The 21,697-nt window shown below is 69.4% G+C and carries 22 protein-coding genes; 16 read left to right on the top strand and 6 right to left on the bottom strand.

Annotated elements, in window-relative coordinates; translation table 11 throughout:
* Positions 1–14 precede the first annotated feature (14 nt).
* The 5 genes from ACIGO6_RS23000 (at position 15) to ACIGO6_RS22980 (ending at position 5,154) form a co-directional block, all read left to right on the top strand.
* A complete protein-coding gene (locus tag ACIGO6_RS23000; RefSeq protein ID WP_399879001.1) occupies positions 15–1,505 on the top strand; it encodes an NUDIX domain-containing protein in 1,491 nt (496 codons plus the stop codon).
* Between the two features lie 324 nt (positions 1,506–1,829).
* Positions 1,830–2,657 (top strand): NUDIX domain-containing protein, encoded by an 828-nt coding sequence (locus tag ACIGO6_RS22995; RefSeq protein ID WP_399878999.1) that lies wholly within the window; start codon positions 1,830–1,832, stop codon positions 2,655–2,657.
* A 29-nt stretch (positions 2,658–2,686) separates the two neighbouring features.
* Complete coding sequence (locus ACIGO6_RS22990) at positions 2,687–3,886, top strand: bifunctional class I SAM-dependent methyltransferase/NUDIX hydrolase (protein WP_399878997.1); 1,200 nt, start codon at positions 2,687–2,689, stop codon at positions 3,884–3,886.
* A 75-nt stretch (positions 3,887–3,961) separates the two neighbouring features.
* The gene (locus ACIGO6_RS22985) at positions 3,962–4,597 is read left to right on the top strand and encodes a M15 family metallopeptidase (protein ID WP_399879483.1); all 636 of its coding nucleotides are present in this window, start codon (positions 3,962–3,964) and stop codon (positions 4,595–4,597) included.
* Positions 4,598–4,635: 38 nt separating this feature from the next.
* Positions 4,636–5,154 carry an AAA family ATPase gene (locus ACIGO6_RS22980; protein WP_399878995.1) on the top strand — a complete coding sequence of 173 codons (519 nt, stop codon included), beginning with the start codon at positions 4,636–4,638 and terminating at the stop codon, positions 5,152–5,154.
* On the opposite strand, the gene ACIGO6_RS22975 is transcribed toward ACIGO6_RS22980, so the two are convergent.
* From ACIGO6_RS22975 to ACIGO6_RS22960, 4 genes are all read right to left on the bottom strand, one after another.
* Entirely contained in the window at positions 5,132–6,580 is a 1,449-nt protein-coding gene (locus tag ACIGO6_RS22975; protein ID WP_399878993.1) for an amidase family protein, read from the bottom strand. The two genes, ACIGO6_RS22980 and ACIGO6_RS22975, sit on opposite strands and share 23 nt — an antisense overlap.
* On the bottom strand, positions 6,577–7,785 hold the full coding sequence (locus tag ACIGO6_RS22970) for an MAB_1171c family putative transporter (protein WP_399878992.1): 1,209 nt from the start codon (positions 7,783–7,785) through the stop codon (positions 6,577–6,579). The genes ACIGO6_RS22975 and ACIGO6_RS22970 overlap by 4 nt, the downstream gene beginning before the upstream one ends.
* Positions 7,782–8,258, bottom strand: a complete 477-nt coding sequence (locus ACIGO6_RS22965) for a hypothetical protein (RefSeq protein ID WP_242705806.1) — start codon at positions 8,256–8,258, stop codon at positions 7,782–7,784. Before ACIGO6_RS22965 ends, ACIGO6_RS22970 begins: the two co-directional genes overlap by 4 nt.
* 71 nt (positions 8,259–8,329) lie before the next feature.
* Positions 8,330–8,800, bottom strand: coding sequence for an XRE family transcriptional regulator (locus ACIGO6_RS22960; RefSeq protein WP_399878990.1), 471 nt, complete (start codon positions 8,798–8,800; stop codon positions 8,330–8,332).
* A gap of 849 nt (positions 8,801–9,649) precedes the next feature.
* On the opposite strand from ACIGO6_RS22960, the gene ACIGO6_RS22955 reads away from it, so the two are divergent.
* From ACIGO6_RS22955 to ACIGO6_RS22910, 10 genes are all read left to right on the top strand, one after another.
* Positions 9,650–10,537 carry a helix-turn-helix domain-containing protein gene (locus tag ACIGO6_RS22955; RefSeq protein WP_073946781.1) on the top strand — a complete coding sequence of 296 codons (888 nt, stop codon included), beginning with the start codon at positions 9,650–9,652 and terminating at the stop codon, positions 10,535–10,537.
* A gap of 2 nt (positions 10,538–10,539) precedes the next feature.
* Complete coding sequence (locus ACIGO6_RS22950; RefSeq protein ID WP_362491032.1) at positions 10,540–11,256, top strand: hypothetical protein; 717 nt, start codon at positions 10,540–10,542, stop codon at positions 11,254–11,256.
* A 155-nt stretch (positions 11,257–11,411) separates the two neighbouring features.
* Positions 11,412–12,056 carry a WhiB family transcriptional regulator gene (locus tag ACIGO6_RS22945; RefSeq protein ID WP_040896654.1) on the top strand — a complete coding sequence of 215 codons (645 nt, stop codon included), beginning with the start codon at positions 11,412–11,414 and terminating at the stop codon, positions 12,054–12,056.
* Positions 12,053–13,693, top strand: a complete 1,641-nt coding sequence (locus tag ACIGO6_RS22940) for a hypothetical protein (protein ID WP_399878987.1) — start codon at positions 12,053–12,055, stop codon at positions 13,691–13,693. Before ACIGO6_RS22945 ends, ACIGO6_RS22940 begins: the two co-directional genes overlap by 4 nt.
* Positions 13,690–13,881: a hypothetical protein gene (locus tag ACIGO6_RS22935; protein ID WP_055493674.1), complete on the top strand. Its 192-nt coding sequence runs from the start codon at positions 13,690–13,692 to the stop codon at positions 13,879–13,881. The genes ACIGO6_RS22940 and ACIGO6_RS22935 overlap by 4 nt, the downstream gene beginning before the upstream one ends.
* A 433-nt stretch (positions 13,882–14,314) precedes the next feature.
* Complete coding sequence (gene mobC / locus ACIGO6_RS22930; protein WP_399878985.1) at positions 14,315–14,833, top strand: plasmid mobilization relaxosome protein MobC; 519 nt, start codon at positions 14,315–14,317, stop codon at positions 14,831–14,833.
* Positions 14,834–14,892: 59 nt separating this feature from the next.
* Complete coding sequence (locus ACIGO6_RS22925) at positions 14,893–16,602, top strand: relaxase/mobilization nuclease domain-containing protein (RefSeq protein WP_399878984.1); 1,710 nt, start codon at positions 14,893–14,895, stop codon at positions 16,600–16,602.
* Positions 16,603–16,685: 83 nt separating this feature from the next.
* A complete protein-coding gene (locus tag ACIGO6_RS22920; RefSeq protein ID WP_399878982.1) occupies positions 16,686–17,141 on the top strand; it encodes a hypothetical protein in 456 nt (151 codons plus the stop codon).
* Positions 17,142–17,222: 81 nt separating this feature from the next.
* The gene (locus ACIGO6_RS22915) at positions 17,223–17,921 is read left to right on the top strand and encodes a hypothetical protein (protein WP_399878981.1); all 699 of its coding nucleotides are present in this window, start codon (positions 17,223–17,225) and stop codon (positions 17,919–17,921) included.
* A gap of 153 nt (positions 17,922–18,074) precedes the next feature.
* Positions 18,075–18,425, top strand: coding sequence for a helix-turn-helix domain-containing protein (locus ACIGO6_RS22910; protein ID WP_399878979.1), 351 nt, complete (start codon positions 18,075–18,077; stop codon positions 18,423–18,425).
* Between the two features lie 21 nt (positions 18,426–18,446).
* Here ACIGO6_RS22910 and ACIGO6_RS22905 read toward each other — a convergent pair whose 3' ends face one another.
* Positions 18,447–19,301 carry a hypothetical protein gene (locus ACIGO6_RS22905; protein ID WP_399878977.1) on the bottom strand — a complete coding sequence of 285 codons (855 nt, stop codon included), beginning with the start codon at positions 19,299–19,301 and terminating at the stop codon, positions 18,447–18,449.
* A complete protein-coding gene (locus ACIGO6_RS22900; RefSeq protein ID WP_399878975.1) occupies positions 19,282–19,611 on the bottom strand; it encodes a hypothetical protein in 330 nt (109 codons plus the stop codon). Before ACIGO6_RS22900 ends, ACIGO6_RS22905 begins: the two co-directional genes overlap by 20 nt.
* Positions 19,612–20,348: 737 nt before the next feature.
* On the opposite strand from ACIGO6_RS22900, the gene ACIGO6_RS22895 reads away from it, so the two are divergent.
* The gene (locus tag ACIGO6_RS22895) at positions 20,349–21,590 is read left to right on the top strand and encodes a hypothetical protein (protein ID WP_399878973.1); all 1,242 of its coding nucleotides are present in this window, start codon (positions 20,349–20,351) and stop codon (positions 21,588–21,590) included.
* The last annotated feature ends 107 nt before the right edge of the window (positions 21,591–21,697 follow it).

Here is a 21,697-nt window from a genome sequence, read left to right as displayed (position 1 = left end):
TCTGAGGTAGCCGAATGCCGCTGTCACCCGACCACATCCGCACCACCGTCGAGACCTACCTCGCTCGCCACCCTCACGAGCGCGCGCAGCTTGCCGACCTCCTGGGCGCCCTCGACCGTCCCACCGATATCGCCAGCCGCTCCACCTTCACCGGACACGTCACCTGCGGCGCGATCGTCATCGATCCGCTCGGCCGCGTCCTGCAGGTGCTGCACCTGGCGAGCGGCAAAGTCCTCGCTCCCGGCGGACACACCGAGCCCGAGGACGAGTCCCTAGCAAGGGCGGCTCTTCGGGAGCTGCACGAGGAGACCGGGATCCCGCCCCAGGCCGTGGCACCGTGGCCCGGCTACGAGACTGTCCCGTTCGACATCGACATACACGACATCGACGCCCACCCGGGCAAGGGGGAACCCGGCCACCGGCACTTCGACCTCCGGTTCCTCTTCCGCCTGCAGACCGCGGTAGAGGTGCCGCTGGTACTGCAGGAAGAAGAGGTCGGTGGCATCGAATGGCGTCCCGCGCACAGGGTGGCCTCCCCCTCCCTGCGCCAGAAGCTGCTCAAGCTCCCGCCCGGAACCGGACCGGCGACCGCCAACGCCTCGGCCCTGATCTACAGCGACCGTGGCGAGTACCTGCTCCACCTGCGCGACTACTTCCCCGGCCGGATCTGGGAGCCGGGGATGTGGTCACTGCTGGGTGGCGGCCGAGAGCCCCAGGACGCCACCCTGGAGCACACTGTGCGGCGCGAACTGGCCGAGGAAGCCGGCCTCCACATCGCCGACCTGACCCCGTTCGGCATCGAGGAAGCAACCGACGACGCCGGCGTGACCGTACCCATCGCCATCTACGCCGGCCGCTGGAACGGTGACCCCCGCGAACTCCACCTGACGGAAGGGGTGATGCTGGCCTGGTTCGCCCCCGACGACCTCCACCGCCTCCGCATCGCAGACACCACCAGCGCCCTCGTACGGCGCCACGCCGCCAGCCGCCCGGCCGGCGCATCCCGCACCGTGTCGCAGAGCGGGCCCGCATCGCACGAGGGGCGCCGCCCGGCCGCTCCGCACGGCACGGTTCCCAACATCATCGGCGTTCACCTCTACCTGGAACGGCCTGACGGGACGGTGCTGCTCGGGCTGCGCCACCCCGGCTCCAACTTCGCGCCTTCCACCTGGCACGTCCTGGCCGGCCACTGCGAGCAGGAGAGCGCCATTACCTGCCTGATCAGAGAGGCATGGGAGGAGGCCGGTCTGCGCATCGAGCGACAGGACGTCGAACTCGTCCACGTCGTCCACCACATCGACCGGGCCGGGGGCCGGCCCCGCATGGGCCTGTTCTTCCGCGCTCGGACCTGGAGCGGCGAGCCGGAACTACGCGAGCCGGACAAGTGCACCCAGTGGAAGTTCTGGGATCCGGCCGCCCTCCCCGAGGACCTCGTCCCCTATACCAGGGTCGCTATCGAGGGCATCCGGGCCGGCCGCTCCTACTCCGAAGCGGGCTGGGTGTGAACATGGCCGCTTCGATGCACCCGGACCTCCCGCCCTTGGAAGTGCGGCAGCTCGCCGAAACAAGCAGTGGGCTACATCGCCAGCTGGTCGGACACCTCTGTGGCCCGCGAGAGCAGCCGGGTGTGACGGGCCGACGGCGCAGGGGGCGGGACATGGTCCACCCTGAAGATTCCGTCACGGAGCAACCCCCGTTCACCTTCCATGGGCCGCTGAACGCAACGAACCACACCGCATCTATCGGAGGCATGTGTGCCTGACGACACCCAACAGGCGATCCCAGCCGTCCCGAGTCCGGCGGCCAGAGAGGAACGGCAAGAGCACCACATGCGCCTGCTCCCGCGGTACTACCGCCAAGTGGAAGCAGGCCGCAAGACGATCGAAGTGAGGGTGGCCACCCCGCGGAAGCGCGCCGTTGCCGTCGGCGACACGGTCGTCTTCCACGACCGCGACACCGGCCGGGAGCTCGACGTCATCGTGCAGCGGATCACCCCGTACCCCTCCTTCGAGGATCTGCTCAGTTCAGAGGACCTCGCGCGCATCGACCCGAACGGGCCGCCCGGAGAACTGCTCGCCAACCTGCGAAGCATCTACCCGCCAGCCAAGGAGGGCCTCGGCGTCCTCGCCTTCGCATTCGACCACCGCCCTGCACGGCCAGGCCGACCGATGCCGATGACGCCCGCGCAGTACGCACACACCGTCCCCCACCACACGGTGTACGGCTGCCTGTACATCCGCGACGAACACGACCGGCCGGTTCAACTGCGCTCGGTCTACGGCTCGCGCCTTTGGCAGTTCCCGGGCGGCAACCTGGACGCCCAAGGAGAGGACCCGCTGCAAACCGCTCGCCGCGAAGCAGTCGAAGAGACCGGCCTCGAACTGGGCCTGGATACGCCGAAGCTTCTCCTGACGCACTTCCTGCACGCCGGGCCCCGCCTGCCGCTGAACAAGGTAGGGCTCATCTTCGACGGAGGGCGGCTGACCACAGAGCAGCTCGGTCGGATCCGACTCGATCCCGCCGAGCACGACATGTGGGCCGTACACGACCTCGCCACCTGGCAGGGACTGATGGCGCCGCGCGCCTTCGCCCGCCTCGACGCCATCGAACAGGCCCGTCGTGGCGAAGGCCCCGCCTACCTCACCACGCACACCTGATCCCCAGCGCACCCACCCAGGAGGCAATCGTGGCCGCCGAGGACACCAACACACGGGCCTGGCATATGTATGGGCAGCGACAACTGGCTCGCGCCTACACCCCGCCCGTCCCCGACCAGCTCACCTGGACGCCCTGGGAAGGGGTCGGACCAGGAGCAGAAGTCCTCGGTGACGTCACCGGCCGCCGCGTCCTGGACATCGGTTCGGGAGCTGGCCACCACGCCGTCCATCTCGCCCAAGCGCACGGAGCCCGCGTCACCGGAATCGAGCTGTCCCCGACCCAGCACGAACGCGCCGTCTCTGTCCACACGAACGTGGAGGGCGTGGAGTTCGTCCAAGGAGACGTGGCCGAGTACCTGGCCGGCACCGCGCCGTTCGACGCCGCATACGCGATCGGGACGCTCGGGTTCATCGATCCGCACCGCTCCCTGCCCGCGCTGCGCGACGGACTGCGCCCCGGTGCCCCTCTGATCCTCTCGCTCCTCCACACCGACTTGCACGGCCGCGGCCCGTCCACGGAGGTGGCGCCGCGCGAGCAGATGATCCTGCTGCGCGACGATCCGCCCCTGCCGACGCAGATGTGGGTCCTGTCACCGCAGCTGTGGGAGGACCTGCTCACCGAGTACGGCTTCCGCGTCGAGGCCATCGACCTGCTGCCTCACCCCGACGAGGGCGCCACGGTTATCCAGCAGCTCATCCGCGCCCGGCGCCTTCCCGACCGGCCGGCGCGAGTCTCCAGCCGGCCCCGCAGCGCCCGAGCGCCGGCAGCCCACGCAGCCGTCGGCGTCGGAGTGATCCTGCTGAGCGAACAAAGCATTCTGTTGGGCCGACACCGACGCGGCACCCTCGAACTGCCCGGTGGGAGCGTGGAGGCCGGGGAATCCTTCGAGGACGCGGTGATCCGAGAACTCGGCGAGGAAACCGGTCTGGTCGCTCGGACCGGCGACGTCCAGCTCCTGGGCACGCTCGTCGACCACGTCGGAAGTGTCCTGCGGGTCACCGTCGGCGCGCTCGTCCACGCCTGGCAGGGGCAGCCGACCACGCAGCCGGACGAGAGCGTCGGCGACTGGGCTTGGCACCCGCTCGATCAGCTGCCCGACGGCCTGTTCGTGTGCAGCGCCCAGATCCTCACCGCATGGCGGCCCGACCTGGCCATCGACCACTCGCCAGCGCACTTCACGCATTTCGCATCCGGACCAGCGGCCATGCCGGGCGACGGCCTGGCCTGACCGCCAGCACCGAGGTACACCGGCGGCGCCGCTCATCTTTTACTGTCGAAGGAGACGTAGTTGAAGATCGTGCTGATGTCCGACCCTCGGGTCGCCGCCATCCCTGTTCAGGACTGCGGCGAGGAACTCATCGACATACGGGCGTCCGGCCTGTTCCTCGTCGATCAACGCAAGCAGGACCCCGACGGCCACTTCGCACACCTGCGGCACGGGCTCATCGAGCGCCTGGAACACGCTCAGCGACTGCTTCCCACTGAGTTCCGCCTGCTCGTCGTTGAGGGGTACCGGCCTCCGGCGCTCCAGCGGGCGTACTTCGAGGAGTACGCGACCAAGCTGCGTCGCGGAAACCCCGACTGGAGCGACAGCCGCGTCCACGAGGCCGCAAGCCGCTACGTCTCCCCACCTGAGATCGCGCCGCACAGCGCCGGCGCGGCCGTCGACCTGACCCTCGCTGCCTCGGACGGCCAGGAGGTGGACATGGGGACGAGGATGAACGCCTCCCCGGAGGAAAGCGACGGCGCCTGCTACACCCACGCGAACTCGATCAGCGGCGCTGCCCGGGCCCATCGCGACACGCTCTGCCGCGTCATGTCAGCCGCCGGTTTTGTGAACTATCCAACGGAGTGGTGGCATTTCAGCTACGGAGACCGATACTGGGCCCTCCACACTGGCCAGGCAGCCGCCATCTACGGACCAAGCGACCGTACGTAGCAGCAGCTACCAGCAGCACCGCGAGGGAGCGCGACATCGTGAGCAAGCCGACCGCCGTCCTACTCATCGGGATCACCGGCTCCGGCAAGACGCACCTTGCACAGGCTCTCGCCGCGATGGGCCTTGTCCGCCTCAGCGTTGACGAGGAGGTCCACCGCCTCCACGGCCGGTATGGGGTCGACTATCCCGAGCACGGGTATTTCGAGCGCGAGGCTCCTGCGGTCGAGACCGTACGTGCGCAGCTCACGGAGCACCTGCGCGCGGGCCGTGCCGTCGTCCTCGACCACGGCCTGTGGCGTCGTTCCGATCGCGAGGAATGGAAGAAGACAGTCCGGGCCGCGAGCGGACTCCCGCTGCTCGTCTACCTGCCGGCCTCCAGGGAGAAGCTCCTGCGGCGCCTCGCCGTGCGCAACCAGCGCAAGGACGCCAATGCCTTGAACGTGACTCCCGAAGCCTTGGACGACTTCTTCGCTCGGTTCGAACCGCCTACCGACGATGAAGGTGCCGTCATCGCCTACAACGGCGACGCAGAGGTCATCCGCTCCATGATCCGATGACGCCCCCGGCCGTCCCGCCGAGCAGAGGCGCCAGGTGCTCGGCCATCACGAGCAAGGACCGCTCCGAATAGGCCGGTCCTACCAACTGCACACCAATCGGGAGGCCATCGGCGCTACGCGCAGCAGGCATGACCAGGCTGGGCAGACCGACGTGGCTGGTCAGGTTGGCCCAGCCGGTCTGGTCGAAGAAGCTCCGTTCGACGCCGTCGACCATGAGAGAGCGGCTCCCGGCTGGGATCGCCACAGTAGGAGCGGCGGGCGTAATGAGGACATCGTGCTGGGCGTCGGCGAAGAACCGGTGCCACGTTTGCCGGAGCCGGAGGCGCTCCTCGTTGGCGCGGAGCCAGACACGGTGTGTCTGCGTTCGGTGGCGGAGGAAGGCGGCTCGAGGGCTCGCATCGTCCGTGTGCAGGTCACGGGCAGCGGCGAGTTCGGCGGCGCCGGCGTCGTCGTCGGTGGCTGCGGTCGTGGTGGCGTAAAGGAGTTGCTCGAAGAGGCGCAGAGAGTCAGCGAAGCCGACCGGCCCCGTGGTGTGGCGGACACTCGCGCCGGCGGAGGTCAGCGTCCGTTCGACGGTGGCGAGAGCATCAGCGGTGTTGCGGTCGACTGGGCAGCTCGCGTCGTCGGCCCACACTGCCACGCGGAGCTGGCCGATTGGGCGTTGCACTGTGGGCAGCGTGACGCTCCAGGGGTTGTTCTCGTCGGGTGACGGTGTCGTCAGTGCGGCGAGGAGCAGGTCGAGGTCTCGGGGGTGGCGGGCCAGGGGGCCAGGGGTGACCATGTCGCTGCTGGTGATCCACCCCGGCGGGCGAGGGACGTGGCCGCGGGCTGGGATGAGTCCCTGCGTGGGGCGCAGGCCGTAGACACCGCAGTAGTGGGCGGGGAGCCGCAGGGAGCCGGCGAGGTCGCTGCCGAGGTCGGCGGGGGTCAGACGGGCGGCGACTGCTGCGGCGGGGCCGCCGGAGGAGCCGCCGGTAGTGCGCTTGGGGTCATGCGGGTTAAGCGTGGGACCGAACAGGACGTTGTCGGTGTGCAGGTCTTGGCAGTACGCCGGGGTATTGGTCTTGCCCATGATGACGGCGCCTTGGTGGCGGAGCCGGGCGACGGCGTCGGCGTCGTGTGCGGGAACGTGATCGGCGAGGTCTTCGGCACCGCTGGTGGTGCGCAGGCCGGCCGTCTCGAAGCTGTCCTTGATCGTGAGGGGAAGGCCGTCGAGGATGCCGGTGCTCTCGTTGCGGGCGCGGCGTTCGTCGGCTGCGTGTGCGACGGCTCGGGCAGCGCTGTCGTCGCGGGTGACGACAGCGTTGATCTGGCTGGCGTCGATCTGCGCCAAGTGGAGGTCGAGCAGTTCGCGGCTGGAGATCTCGCGGCGATCCAGGGCCTGCAGCTGGACGTGGGCGGGCTGGTGGGTGAGGTCGATCGTCATGCAGAGACCTGCTCAAGGTGGGGGGCTCGTGCGGGCTGGCGGGGCAGGTGGCGCGCGACGTCGAGGAGAGCGTCGATGTCGTCCATGGGCCTGCTGGTCTGGCGTTCGGAGTCGGCGAACTCGGTGAGCTGGTCGGTCTCCGGGCGGGTACCGGCTGCCCGGGCGGCGATTCCGGCGAGGATCTGGTCGGCGGTGACGGCCGCGGACAGCTCTTCTCCGTGAAGCCCTCGGGCCCGGTGGCTGGCTTCGCTGGCTTCGCGGACTGCGGCATCAAGGTACTGACGGATCACGAACCGTCCATCTCTGATCTCGACTGCTCGGCGGTAGAGCCGGATCGAGATGCTGCGGAAGCGGCGCCTCTGGGCCGGGTCGACTCGGTCGATCGGCAGTGCGATCTCGGGCGCCTCGCTGTAGAACGCCAGCCACAGAGGGCGTAGGCCGTAGTAGCTGCGGTATTGCTTGATCCGGTACTGGAGGCTCTGAGCCTGATCGTTGATGGTGGGCACTAGCCAGCCGATGAGCGTGAGCATGGCGCCGACATCGCCGCAGGTCCACGCGAAGCCCTCCCACTCTGCGAGCGACGCGTTGAAGGCACCGGCGATCACGTTCCCGATGCGCACGGCGCTGTACCCGAGAGTGACGGTCGCGCCGAGGGCGACGATGCGCAGGCCGATACGGACGGACCCGCGTGTGCTGCGGTGGGCCAGGCGCCAGCAGGCACGGGCGAGGGACAGTTCACCGATGGTGTAGGCCGTGACGTACAGGGTGAGATACGCGGCGTACCAGCCATCATGCGCGTAGTACAGCGTGAAGTTGATCGGCCGCGGCGCGTTCGGCGTCAGCAGGGCGAACAGCACCAGCAGCCCTGCGATCACAGTGAAGCCTGCGGCTAGCCACTCCCGTGCCCTCCTGCGGGCAACTTCGGGGGGTGATCCCCAGTAGGTGAGGACGATCTGCTGGCAGGCGAGCAGCGCGACCACGCACCCCATCGCCAGGGGTACGGAGAGGTTCACCACGCCCAAGACATGGTCGAGGTACTGCCACATCAGTGTGATGGAGAACAGGAACGACAGCCCTGACAGCAGGAAGACGGCGGCCAGCGCGGTGAAGGCGGGGTCTCGGCGGCGGGTCGGCACGTCCCGCAGCAAGCAGAGGAAGCCGAGCGTGGCGACGACGAGGCTGATCGGGTGGAGCAGGTCCTTCACGGCCGGGCCTCCCGTCGGCGCAGCAGCGTGTGCGTGACCCGGTCCTGCACTTCGTCTCCGGAGGACTCGTCGCTGCGCAGCCACCGGTCGATGATCCGGCGCTGGATCAACGAGGCGAGGAGCTCGGTGTCCCGCTCCTCGTCCTCGTCGTACTTGGTACGGCCCAACATCATCTCGACGGTGGCCGAGCCCACGCTGGTGAAGATCGTTGAGGAGAGCGCGGACGCCGGGCGGTTCTTGTGGTGGCCGAGCAGCAGGTGGCTGAACTCGTGGGCAATGATGTGGTCCTGGTGCAGGGAGCTGGTCCGCGGGTCGTAGTACACGTGGAAGGCACTCTCCGTGACGGCGCATGCCCCGCACACGGAGGGCGCCTGCTCACGGGCCTCCAGGACCACCTTCCGTCCCGTGCGGCGTGAGACCTCGTCGCTGAGGTCGCGGATATTGGTGACGTGCGGGAGCTGCAGCTCGGCCAAGAGGTCAGGCCGGCGCAGCCTACGTGCGGACCACATTGCTTTTCCTTGATCACTTACTGAACGCGGCCGTTTTACGAGCCAGTTGAGGGTGGCAACCCCTCGGATTTTCGTACGCTCTCGACGATTCCCAGGACGGCATCCTTTCCGTCTGCGGAAACGTCGGACAGGCGAAGGAGCACGTTTTTGATCTTCGTGTCGCGAAGCAGTGTGAGCAACTCAAGTTCCTGCACGGTCTTTTCGGCGACGGCGTCGTCGAACCAGTATGCGGGGTCCACGCCGAAAAACCCTGCTAGCGCTTCGAGGTGACGCTTCGTCGGGTTATCACGCTGCCCGGTCCGCAGGAGCCAGAGGTACTGGGCCGACAGTTTGCCCAGCCCGCGCTTCTCCATGAGTTCGGCCACCTCGGCGTTGCTGAAGGGGCCGCGGTCGGGCGGGTGCACTGTGTCGAACAGGCGGTTTAGGCGGTCCATGAGCCCCTTGGGGCTCACCTGGCCTTCGGTCGAGTCTTTCATGATCCTTTCCTGGGTGGACTTCGTCGTCACTTCAAGCACCCTACCCCGCGATAAACGTGAGTTGACGAGCTGATCCACTGTATGGAAAGTTCTTCCTCACCAGCACGTTTCCGTGTGACGCGTACCGCCTGTTTCAGGTCGGCCTGTCCGTTTCTACCGGCAGGAGTATGCCGGGTGAGTGGCACAAGCCACATTAAGCCAGCGACATAGGTCACGTCTGGCACGCAGGATTTTATCTTCGACCGGAAAGCGCGGAGGCGGCAGTGGAAACACCCCATCCGCCTCGCATTTCCACTGCAGGGAATAACAGACACCCGTTCCAATTCGGACACAGCGACACGCTCTCGGCGTTCGAGACAACCGCGGCAACGGTGCGCTTCGACGCGAGGGTGCGCCCCAGGTCGCGCCGTACGGACACTTGCGGCACACGATCATTCGATGACTCTCTGCAACCAGTACAGAGTTTAAGAACCAAGTCTGGATCTTGATACGGGTCCGTGCGTATGTTCGTCGTCCCCGGGCAGCCCGCCCGCAGCGACGGACATGAGGAGAGCACGAGGACGGACCGGACCGCGAAGGTCCACAAACAGCGACGGCGCCCGGGAGCGGTAACTCACGGACGCCGAACGCTAAGCGGCATACCCGCCCCGGCAAGGGCGGAGATTGCCCACCATCACCACGCTGAGTCCTTCCAAGGGGCGCGTCAGCGTGGCAACACTGCAAAGGGGAGTATCGCATGCCTCCTGCCCTGCGCAAAAGGCCCTTTCGCCTGGCCTGCGCGGCAGCCATCTCCGCCTCGGCGCCTCAGCGCCCCGAGCCGGACCGCACGTTCATGGCCCCGCCGAGCTGCGGGATCCGCCCGCTCGTCGGGAGCTGCCGATGAGCAGCGAAGCCCGCGACTGGGTGTGGGAGCACAGTTGCAGCCGGGGGACGGCGCGTCTGGTCCTGCTGTCGATCGCCGACCGGGTGGGCGACGAGCAGTGCGTCTCCTGGGCCTCCCTGTCGAGCCTGGCCAAGCGCACCCGCGCCTCCGTCTCCACGGTCCGCGAAGCCATCGACCGTCTGGTCGACGCCGGTGAGCTGGAGCAGCTCGAAGACCTCACCGGCCCGCAGCGCAGCACCGTCTACCGCCTCCCCCTCGCCGCCAAGGTCCTGGCGGAGACCGTGGACGACAAGGACCCCGACCAGACGCCGGCGGAGGGGACCGAAGCCACCCCGGCGCTCCGGATCTCGGCCCTGCGGCGCTACAACATCCGCCCGCGTGAGGTGCCGGAGTCCCCTGCGAGGGCCCGGAAACCGGCAGTACCGGAATCCGGCAGGTCCGGACGGAAACCGGCACCTCGACGTGCCGGGAACCGGCACAGCGATGTACCGGAAACCGGCACACAGAACCGTAGTGAACCGGATTTGAACCGGAGGTACAGCAGTGGTGGTGCTGCCGTCCTCTCAGCTGCCGAGTGGCAGGTCGACCCAGCCACCCACACCTGGGCCCGCGAGCAGGGGCACCTCGACCGTCTGGGCGAGCAGGGCCTGCAGGCGGCCGACGCGAAGTGGCGTGCCCACCGCTCCGGCTTCAAGCCGAGGCCGGCGGCTGCGTGGGCTGCCGACTGGCGTTCCTGGGTCGCCCGGGAGCACCCCCCTGGCCGCCCGAACCTCTACGCCGTGCCCGGCACGGGTCCCGGCCAGCCCGGCGGCATGACGCGGGCAGAGGCCCACACCGCCGCACTTCTCGCCGCCCTGAACGAGCCGACCGGAACGGAGCAGTAGTCGTGGACCGCCGTGAAATCGCAGCCCTGCTGGCCTACATCGGCCGACTCGACCCCCGCACCATCCGCACCGACCAGGGCGAGGCACGCGACCAGCTCGCACAGTGGCACGAGCTGCTTGGCGACGTGCCGATGGCCACTCCGCACGGCTGGGACGCCCGCGTCGCCGCCCGCCAGCACATCAGAGTCTCGCCGTACCAGATCCTGCCCGCGGACGTCGCCCGCCCCTGGGAGAGCTACCGTCGCGACCGCCTGGCCCGGCACTCCGATCCCACGCCGTCCGCCGACCCGGACGACCAGGCCGCCTGGACCGCCGAGCTGGTCGGCACCCGCCGCGCCGTCGCCGCCGGCACCGCGCAGCCCGCCCAGGCCAGAGCCATCACCAGCGGTCGCGACCGCATCGACCCAAGGTTGGAGGCGAGGCTGCGGCAGATCGGCTCCTGCATACCGCCCGCCGCCCGCGCAGCCCTCGCCCCCTATCGGCCCGCTCGCGCAGCCCGCGAGGCCGCCGTCGCTCAGGGGCTGCCCGACGCCCTGAGCGTCAAGTGCGAGTGGTGCCTGGCCCAGCCCGGTGAGCCGTGTCGTCGCCGCCGGATCGGTCCCGACGACGGGGTACGCACGACCGCCCCGCGCGCCACCCCGCACCCCGGCCGCGTCGACCTCGCCGCCGCCCGGCAGGCCCAGCCGAGCGAGCAGGTCCAGCAGCCCGCCGTGGCCTGACCGGCGCATCGGGCGCGTGCATCCGGCCCGATGCACCGCTCCCCCCAATCACCGTCCCGCCCCGGCTGCGGCGCACGCCCGCGCGCTGCGGCCACCCGACGCCGCGCCCAGCACCGCCCCAGCCGGCCGACGCGGCAGCACATCGGAGACCACCCTTGCGTCACATCACCACCCACGACGCGCCGGCCACCGGCCTGCGCAGTATCGGAGACACCAACTGGCACACCCAGGGAGCGTGCCACGGCATGGACGTCGAGGACGCTGACGCCGTCTTCTTCCCGCTCCCGCGGGACCACGAAGCCATCGCCGAGGCGAAGGAGCTGTGCGGCTGGTGCCCGGTACGCAGCGACTGCCTCAACTTCGCCCTGGAGAACGTCCTCAAGGAGGGCATCTGGGGCGGCCTCACCGAGGCCGAGCGGCGTCCCTGGCACGACGGACTGCACCAGCGCCTCGACTACCGACGCGTAACCTCCTTTTTCCTGGGACGCGACGTGCATCTGACCGAGGCCGAGCGGCAGGTCGTCATCGACCATGCCTACGTACGCGGCTGGCGGCCCGACCGGCTCGCCACCGCCCTTCAGATCAGCCACAAGCACGCACGCGACCTGCTGCGGCAGGCGGCCAACAAGGTGTTCGACCGCGACCGCACCTACGGCGTGCCGCGGCCCAAGAAGAAGCGGAAGAAGACCGCCCCAGCAGCAGGCGGCCCCCCGCCCGCCTCAGCACCCGGCACACAGCAGCCAGCAGCCCGCCCGGCAGCGTCGACTCCGGCGCACGCCTCTCTCGGAAAGGCCGCATGACCCACCCCTTCCTGTCCCTCGGCGCCGCTCCGGACCTCTCTCTCCTCCTCGCCGCCGTGGTGCCCGCCGCCGTCGTGCTGGTGCTGACCGCCTGGACGATCCGGCGCCAGGGCACACGCCCGCAGAAACGTCTCAGCGGTCCGGCGGTCAAGGTCGCTGCCCTTGCCGCCCTCGGCTGTACCTGCTACTCCGCGGACACGAGCTGGCGGTTCGCCGCCGACTACCTCGACATGGCCGGCACCGCCGAGCGGGCCGGCATGTTCGCCGCAGCCGAGCTGGCGCTCTTCGCGACGGCGCTAATGGCACGGCAGAACCTGGCCACCGAGGGCGCCCCCGGCCTTCCGGGCACGTTGGTCTGGGTGATCACCGGAGTGCAGGTGATCCCCGCCTATGCCGAGAGCGGTCCTATCGGCGGCACGGTAAGGGCCTTCGTCGGGCCGGTCATGGCGGCGATGCTGTGGCACCTCGCCATGGGGATCGAGCTGCGCCTGCGCACCCCGGGTGCCGCCTCCCACGGACTGATCGCCGTCCTGGGGCGGGAAGCGCGCGAGCGGCTGCTGTCCCGCCTCGGGATCGCCGCACGCGACCGCGACGCCGCACAGATCACCCGGGACCGGGCCACCGCCCGCGCAGTCGCCCTCGCCGTCCGCCTCGCCGAACGCGCACCCGAGCAGCAGCAGCGCCGACGCGGCCGGCGGCTGACGCGGCGCCTGTCGAAGGCGGTCGGCAGGGCCTCGGTCGGGACCGACGCCCGCCAGCGCGCACAGCTGCTCGACCAGCTCGCCGCGCGCCGCCACGCACTCGCGCTCGCCACGATCCCGCTTCCCTCGCCCTGGTCCCCGGCGCACATCACCGCGAGGGCAGCCGCCGTCCCCTCGCATCCGGCCTCGACGGCGCCGGTCCCCGCAGCCGATCCCCCCGGCCCCCACGAGTCGTACAGGGACCGGGGACCGAGCGCCCCGAGGGGACCGGTCCCCAAGATTGCGGACTCTAAGGCGTCGGATGGCGCGGGGACCGGGGGCGAGAACGCGGGGACCAGGGTGGGGACCGAGGTTCCAGCCACAGGTGGGGTCCCGGGGACCGGTCCCACCGACCCGGAAGCCTCACAGGGGGACGCCGGAGGCGCGGGGAACGACCGCATTACGCGAGAAGTACCTGCTCAAGGCCCTGATTCGCATCCAGGACCGAACGCCGCCGAGTCGGGGACCGAGCCCACCGGGGACCGGGGACCGAACGACACCGACACGGGGACCGAGCCCACCGGGGACCGGGGACCGAACGACACCGACACGGGGACCGAGCCCACCGGGGACCGGGGACACACGGTGCCTCTGCGGAGCAAGACGGCCACGAAGCCCCGGACTAAGACCAAGGGGAATCGCGCCCGGTCCCGCAGCCCGCAGACGCAGCGCGCGCCGCGGGAGCTCGAGCAGTCGGTGGACCAGCTCGTCCAGCAGGTCCGTCCGCACGTCTCTGCCCTGCTCGAACGGGACGGCAACGAGTCCGTCACCCGGGTCCAGCTGCGGGAGATTCTCCGCCGTGAGGGCCTGAAGGGCGGCCGGAACGACCGGCTGAGCCTCGTCCTCCAGGAACTGCGGAGTGACGCCACCACGACGACATGGAGCTCCGCCCGATGAAGACCTGCCACCAGTTCGACACCGTCCGTGCGGAGTACGAGCGGGAGATCGGCTTCATGCTCGCCCACTCAAAGCGGCACGAGGGCAGGCCGGCGGCGAAGTCCAGCGCGAAGCAGGCTGCCTCGACGAAGCAGCGGATGGCCCGCGCGCTCAACAGCCACGTCGGTCGCTGCCCCGAGTGCGGCTGAACCGGCAAAACCCCACTCAAGGCCCTAATCGCAAAGGGTGGCCCGGCTCCGTGCCGGGCCACCCGCCCCGCTTGAGGAGACACGCCTTGATTCCGCGTCCTGTTCGCTCATCCGAGCCCACGGTCGTCGAGGCCAGCGCCTGGGCGGACGTCCTGGTCCGCCGGAGACTCCTGCACGCCGCCGTCCTCACGCCTACCGGCCAGTGGCTCGTCCAGGGCCACTCAGAAGGATCCGTCCGCGTCCTTACGGGACCGGCCGACGTCCTCGCGCTGGCCGCGAGCATCCAACAGCACACCCGCTCCACGAGGACCGAATCCTGATGACGAACCCCACCCAGACCGGCACCGCCCCGGAACCTGCTCCCGACTCCAACTCGGTCTCGCGGCGAGCAAGTTATCGGCCAAGACACTCTTCCCCGTCGGGGAAGCGTGCCTTGGCCAAGCCCGCCCCGGGGGTGGCGAGAGCGGACCAGCACCGGGGGGTGCTGGTCCGTGAGACAGCGACCGAGGGAGGATCGCAGCTGGAGGAGACGCCTTCACTGCGCAAGCCGCGCGCCGCGAAGAAGACCTCGCGCAAGCGCTCGCCCAAGCCGCCCTCGCACAAGCGTGAATACGTCTGCAGCGTCCGCCTGAACGGCGACGAGAAGACCCTGCTCTGCGCTGCCGCCACCGCGACCCGTACGAGCCTGCCAGGCTTCCTCGCCCGCAGCGGGCTCGCCGCCGCTCACGACCTCGACAGCACCGCCGCCGCCATCGCCGGCCACCGCGAGCTGATCGCCGAGCTGTTCGCCGCACGCCGGCACCTCGGACAAGTCGGCAACAACCTCAACCAGATAGCCCGGGCCATCAACTCCGGCGGCCAGCCAGCGGAAATCGACGCGGTCGTCGCGGCGGTCCAGCGCGCCGTGACCCGCGTACAGGCAGCCACAGACCGACTGCTGGAGCAGCGCTGAGCTGGCTCCCCTTACCGCCCCGCATCCCGCCACTCCCAGCGACGACCTCGGACAGCAGCATGATCCCCCGGATACAAAAGCGCGGGCAGCGCACCATCGGTCTCCTCTACTACCTCTACGGGCCCGGGAAGCACGAGGAGCACATCGACCCGCACCTGGTCGCCTCGTGGGACCACAACGCTCCCGACCCCGGCCGCGACCCGTCTGCCACCCTCAAGCAGCTCCAGCAGCTCCTGGACCAACCCGTCGAGAACATCGACCAGGCTGAGCGGCCGAAGAAGCACGTGTGGCATCTGTCCGTCCGCAACAGTGCCGAGGACCGGATCCTGACCGACGAGGAGTGGGGCGAGGTGGCCCGCCGGATGGTCGCCGCCACCGGTATCGACTACCCCGAACAGGGCGCGGGCTGCCGGTGGGTGGCCGTCCGGCATGCCGACGACCACATTCACATCGTCGCCACGCTCGTCCGTGAGGACGGCTACAAGCCCGACCTCGACCACGACGCCGCTCGCGCCCAGGCCCAGGCCCGCGCCTTGGAAGCGGAGCTGGGCTTGCGCCGGCTCAACAAGGGCGACGGCACCGCGGCCCAACGACCCACCAGCGCCGAGCGCCACAAAGCCGAACGTCAGGGCCGCGAGCGCACCGCGCGGGAGGAACTGCGCGAAACCGTGCGCCGCGCGGTGGCCGGCGCCAGCAGCGAGACCGAGTTCTTCGACCGGCTGGCCGCCGCCGGCCTGATCATCCGTAAGCGCGTCGCCCCCTCCGGCGACCTGCTCGGCTACAAGGTCGCCCTGCCCGACGACCGCAACAAGGACGGCGAACCGGTCTTCTACCCCGGCGCCCGCCTGGCCCCCGATCTGTCCCTGCCCCGTATCCGGGAGCGCTGGTCCGCCGACACTCGCGACCAGGACGCCACACCGGCAGACGTGCCCACCCCTGCGGCGCCGAGCGACCCGGCCGCCGCCCGCCGACGCACGGCCTCGGCCGCGTGGAACGCGGTGCTCGTCATCGAGCACGGCGACGACGCCATCGCCGCCGCGTACATTGCCGCTGCCGGCGAGGTCCTGGACGCGCTCGCGAAGACCTCCGCGGCCCGCACCAGGCGCGAACTGCGTGACGCCGCCTTCGCGTTCGAGCGGGCCTCCCGCTCCCACGTCCGCGCCGAGCGTGGCCACGACCGAGCGCTGCGGCAGGCCGCCCGTGACCTCGTCTATAGCGGTCCGGCGTTGGGCCGCGGCGAGGACGGCGCGACCACCGCGATGGCGATCGACATGCTGTTCTTCCTCATCACCGCCGCCGCCCACTGGCACGCGAAGAAGAACCACGCCCAGCAGGCCGCCGCCGCCCGCCAGGCCGCCGAACATCTGCGCGCCGCCTACCAGGCCGCCGCCGCCCAACCCCTCGGTGCCCTCTACCAGCGAGGCCGGCGCCTGGGCCGGGCGCTGCGGCAGCGGCAGACGACGGTGCTGCGCACAGCGCTGCCGGAGTTGGCCGAGCAGATCCTCGCCGAGCCCGGCTGGTACGCGCTCGCCGCCACCCTCGCCGACGCCGAAGCCGCCGGCCACGACCCGGCCGCCCTGCTCGCCGACGCCGCGGGTCGGCGGGAGCTGGACACGGCGGAGTCCGTCAGCGACGTCCTGGTGTGGCGGCTGCGCCGGGCAGCGGACCTGCCTGCGGATACCACCGGCATGGTGCCCGACGCTCACGCCGCACAGCGCGCCGGGCAGCACATCCCCGGACAGGCCCGGCCTGGGCGTGGCCGGTCGTGACTGTGGACTTTGTGAATTGAACAGGTCAGCGGACTTCGCGCACGATCATGACGCGTGCAGGACGAGACGAGGGAGGACACCGGGTGTTTCACCGGATACGACGACGCCGCCGCGCGGAAGAGGAAGAGTTCAGTGAGGTGCAGCGCCAAGCGTGCGAGGCGTGGCTGCGGATGGCCGACCAGGTGCCGCCGGTCCTGCAGATGCAGGAGGAGCATCAGCTCGCGGAGCCGGCGCCGGTTGTGGACGACTTCCTCCCGCCGGAGCTGCGCGTCCCCAGCCACGACCAGCTCGACGGCCGGGTGATGCCCTGGCCGTGGCCGGTCGTCCTGGACGGCGAGGTCGTCGCCTGCGCCGAGTGCGGCGCCTACCGCGAGTGGCTCATCCTCTCCACCCACGGCCAGGTCTGGCTGCGCTGCCAGGCCGGCCACGAGCAGCACGAGACCCGTCTCGACACCGCGTGGTTCAACCGACACTCCGGCCCGGGAGATGCCATCCACGCCACGTTCGAGGACTGCCTGCGGCACCTCGGCCACCGCTGACCTCCACTCCTTCGGCCCCTTCTCGGGCCCACGGGCCCGCACTGTCCAACCGTCACCGGCACCACAGGGGTCAGTTCACCCATGCGCGTTCGCCTCACCATCACCGCCCTCGGCCTCACCGCCGCCGCCCTCACCCTGCCCGCCTGCTCCGCCGGCACCAGCCAGGGGAAGTCCACCTCCCCGTCCTCCGCCCCCGCAGACCACCCGGCCACCAACAAGCAGAGCGACGCCCCGCTGTCGTCGGCCGCGCTTCAGCCCCGCCTGCTCGACGAGAGCGACCTCGGGCCCGACTACACCCGCAAGCCGGAGGACACCTCCAGCCACGACGACGTCACCGTCACCGGCTGTCCCGCCCTGGAGAAGCTGGGCGGCGACGCGGCGGCCAGCGGCTCCCTCGACTTCCCCAACAAGGCGAAGGTGTCCTTCACCTACACCGGCGGAAGCGCCGGTTCGCAGGTCTCCGAGGAGCTGTACAGCGACACCTCCACGAAGCTGTCCGACGGCATCGATCGGATCTTCGACGCCACGACCGGCTGCCCGACCTACCAAGTCGTCTCCGGCAGCACCGTCATCAACGTCACGTCACAGAAGACGACCGCGCCCCGGCTCGGCGACCAGCAGTGGAGCCAGCTGATGACCTTCACCTCCGGTGGGCAGGACAGCGTCGTCAAGCAGACCGCGATACGTGAGGGAAGCCTGCTCCTCATCGTCTCTGGCGCGCCAGCCCTGGTCGGTCAGCATCTCGACAAGGCCCTCGCCAAGGCGACAGCAACCCGCTGACGCGCCCGCAACGGCGCTCTCGACCACCACGGTCGAGGGCGCCGTGTCGATCCGAGGATTCAGAGCATCCGGGTGAGCGTGCTGGGCATCGCCGAGCAGCGGCCGGCCTAGGGTGGCGGGTCAGACGGCCCTCGACTTGAACCGCCATACCGCGTGCTCCATCCCGCCCGGTTCGTGTCCGAGGGCGGCGGCGGCCTCCTCGTACACAGCTCGCAGCTCCTCGTACTGCAGGCCCGTGACGCCGGCATCCGCAGCGAAGGCCCGCAGGTGTACGTCCACAGCGACGTGCGATCGACCGAGGAGCTCACGGCCGTCCACAGCCGGTACGACAGTCTCCGGTCCGACAACGCTGGGTCCTCCGGTGATGCCCCGCGGCCGGGTGGGGACGGCAAGCTGGACATAGCCCGTGCGCGACGCGACAAGGGCGAGAGCGTCACCAGCATTGCCAAGGCGCTGGGAGTCCACCGCGCCACCCTCTACCGCCACCTGGCAGAGAGGGCCTGAGAGAGGCGCGCAGGGGCGCAGTCAGGCGCTCACCTCGGAGTGCACCGGAACGGGCGGGCGCACTCCCGTGAGTGCCTCCGCTCGGGCGAGAAGGTGGGGCGCAAGGTCGGGGTACCAGCCACGGGCCACGGCTTGCAGCATCTCGGCCAGGGCCGCGAGTTCCCCGATTCGACCGGCTGGGGTGTCGAGGATGGCGGCGAACTCTTTGCGGATGCGGGCGGCTACGTCGGGTACAAGCAGGCTGTTGGCGTGGAGAAGCCCCGCGTCATAGCCGAAGGGCACCAGGCCCCACCGCTCCCAGTCCAGCAGGCACAGGGGCTCGGCGGTGAGGTTGCCCCAGTGCAGGTCACCGTGACCGGTCACCCGCTCCACGTTGGCGGGGGCCGGGATGCCGAGGAACTGGGGGAAGGCTCGTTCGATCCATCCGTCCCGGACGGTCGTCTTCACACCCTCCGCTTCGGCGAGTAGGGCAAGGGCTTGGCGAAGGTCCGCCCACCATTCGTCGGGCAACCCAGGGTCGTGGTCGATGTCGGCTCGGTCCGGGGACACCACAGGTTGTGTGAGGTAGTCCAGGACTTCGGCCTCGAAGGCCCACTCGCCGTCAGTCCAGTCGTGCACCCCGTGCAGGCGTGGGCGGGGCACGCCTTCGGGCACGAACTGGGAGGCGCCCACGATGCCCTCCCCCGGTTTCCTGCCCGCGTTCCTCTTCGCCGTCCGGCTCACCCGTAGCCACCGGTCCTCCGCTCGGCGTCCGAGGGTGACACCGAGGAAGCCCCACGCCAGTGGCCCCGTGCAGGTGAGGCCCAGTGCCTTGGCCGCCCGGTCGTGGGCTGCCTCCATCAGGGCTCGTACCTCCTCATTCACCGGCGAGTTCATCCGTCACCCTCCTGAGTTCCTGGGCCGTCAGCGGCGCAGCCAGAGCCTTGGCGGCATCGTCCCAGTGCTCGCGGGTGCTCGCGGAGGTGAGGACGACATCGAGGCCGGGGCATGAGCCAGCGGCCAGCAGGGCAGCAGCTGCGGCCGACAGGCCGGGGCGGATGAGGTTCACCAGTTCGGGTGTCATGGCGTCGAGGAGTTCGCCCCCGTGCAGGGGAGCAGAGCCGAACGTGATCAGCCCGGCGTCCTTCGCCTGTACCAGTGGTCCGCCGCCGTTCAGGGCCTGTGCACCAGGCGAAGAGAGCGTCATCTGGACTCCTTGGGCCCTCGCTGTGGGGTAGGGGCGACCTGCCGTCAGGTGAAAGCACCCGTAAGTTGATTAATGTAGTGGGTGATGTGCGGCATCCTGTGCGGCAGTTGATCGAGCGGGAAGAGGCGGAGCGCCTGGCATTCGCCACGGACGAGGTCGGTTGCGGCAACTTCCCCCCTCTACGGAGCGAGGAACAGCTGCGGCGGGATGATCTGCGGCAGGAGGGACCGCGACGGCCCGCGAGACGCTGGATTAGACGGGCGTGTGCTGTGCTGTACGGCGCGGTCTGGTTGAGCGGATCCATCCGGCGACGGGTGTCCACTGCGTGTACCTGGCAGGGGACGCAACGAACAATGATGCGGTTGAAGAGCGGCTTGGGCGGCGAAGAATGCGGCGGGCCTGTAGGTTCTCAATTTCAGTGTCAGGCGCCGACCCTGTGACCTGGAAATTTCCCTTGAGTCTCACGTTGTGTCGGCAGGCGGCTGTCTCAGATCGGTGTCATTTCCTCAGGCTGTCCAGCAGGCTGCAACGCGGCCCGGGGCGTCACGAACCTGCATCGGCAACCATCCGTTCCACCCACTCACACACCTTCGTTGCACACGAACGTCCCGAGCGTCGTCGCTGACAAGCGCCTGCGGGACTACGGACGGGTTGATCAGCCCATAATTGGAGTCAGTGCCGAGCGACCCGGCGCATCGCACCCGCCCCGGGTGCACTCACCGCGATCGGAGAGCATCGTGAAGAACAGCGCGTTGTGGCGAGTGGTTGACAACGCGAGTGGTACCCAGTCCATCGTCAGCTCGCCCTCCGAGGCGGTCGCGTTCGTCAACAGCCGGTTCGACACCGATGACGACGACGAGCCGTTCAGCATCACCGAGGTCGGTCCTCTCCTTCCGAAGCCGCTCGGGGTCATCACTGCATGGGCTGCCGAGAAGGACGGCGAGCGAACCGACGGGCGTACTGCCCCGATCACCATCAGGCCGGTTGTGACGGACAACGCCAGCGAGTGCGATGACGTCGTGCTCTGGGGCGACGTGTACGTCTCCTGGGACCACGACATGTACACCGTCGAGGAGCCGAACAGCTCCGAGTACAGCGAGGCTTACAGCGCAGCCGAGTTGAGCGCGATCCTCGACGAGTACGCCGACGACTACGAGTACGCGCCTGAAGGGCCCGATAGCCACAGGTGGCCGAAACCGGAAGAGTTGATCACCTACGGCGCCCAGGAGTGTGCCAAGCGGTTCGGGCACCTCGACGACGACGCGCTGCTGTGGCTCGCTGCCACCCGCATCACGCTCGCCCTGTGGCGCAACACACCCGTCGAGAACTGGCATGCCGGGAAGAGTCCGCTACACGACGGCACGATGATGCGGATCAACGCGGCAACCACCCGACTGGTGCGCTCGATGCTGTCGTTCGACCATGTCAACTGGATCGCTGTCGGTCTCGCGATCGTCAACCCGTCCCGGGTTCTACCGACCGGGCAGTCCGTGCTCGAGCTCGGGCTGGCCTGCCACAACCCTGACGACCCGGCGCACGAGGATGATCCGCGAGAAGATCTCGCGGAGATGGCACAGGGCGCGATCTCATGGGGGCGAAGGTACTGCCTTAGCGAGAAGGAGTTCGGCCTGCGAACCCTGATCGAATCCTTCTGCGCGTTCGACAACGGCTGGTTCGGAGCACCGAGTTGGGGGCGCATCGTCGATCGGTTCCTTACGGCTGTCGACGACCGGGAGAATGCGCACTGGCGCATATACCGGGACAAGCCTTGGTTCGACGAGTGGTTCACCAACCGGCCGGCCGACATTGCGGACACCACGGAATTTCGTCGGCTGCTCCTTGCCGGGCCCGACCTGCTGTCCGAGGAGGCCGCCGAATGGTGCGTGGAAGGTGCCATCGGCTACGTCTGCCAGGACGACCACGCAAACGGCTGCCCGCTGTGCGGTATCCCGCCGGCAACGGAGTCCTCAAACGAGTGACGGCAGTGGCCAGCTGTCCCTTCGAAGTGAAGTTGACTGTGGATCTCGCTCTGAGCTGCAGGTTTGCCAGTTGGTGCGAGACTGCCATGACTGGGGATTCTCACTGC

The sequence above is a fragment of the Streptomyces sp. NPDC053750 genome, from assembly GCF_044544295.1.
GTDB lineage: Bacteria > Actinomycetota > Actinomycetes > Streptomycetales > Streptomycetaceae > Streptomyces.
The sequence above is the reverse complement of the archived record's forward strand: the minus strand, read 5'-3'. Positions and strand labels throughout refer to the sequence as shown.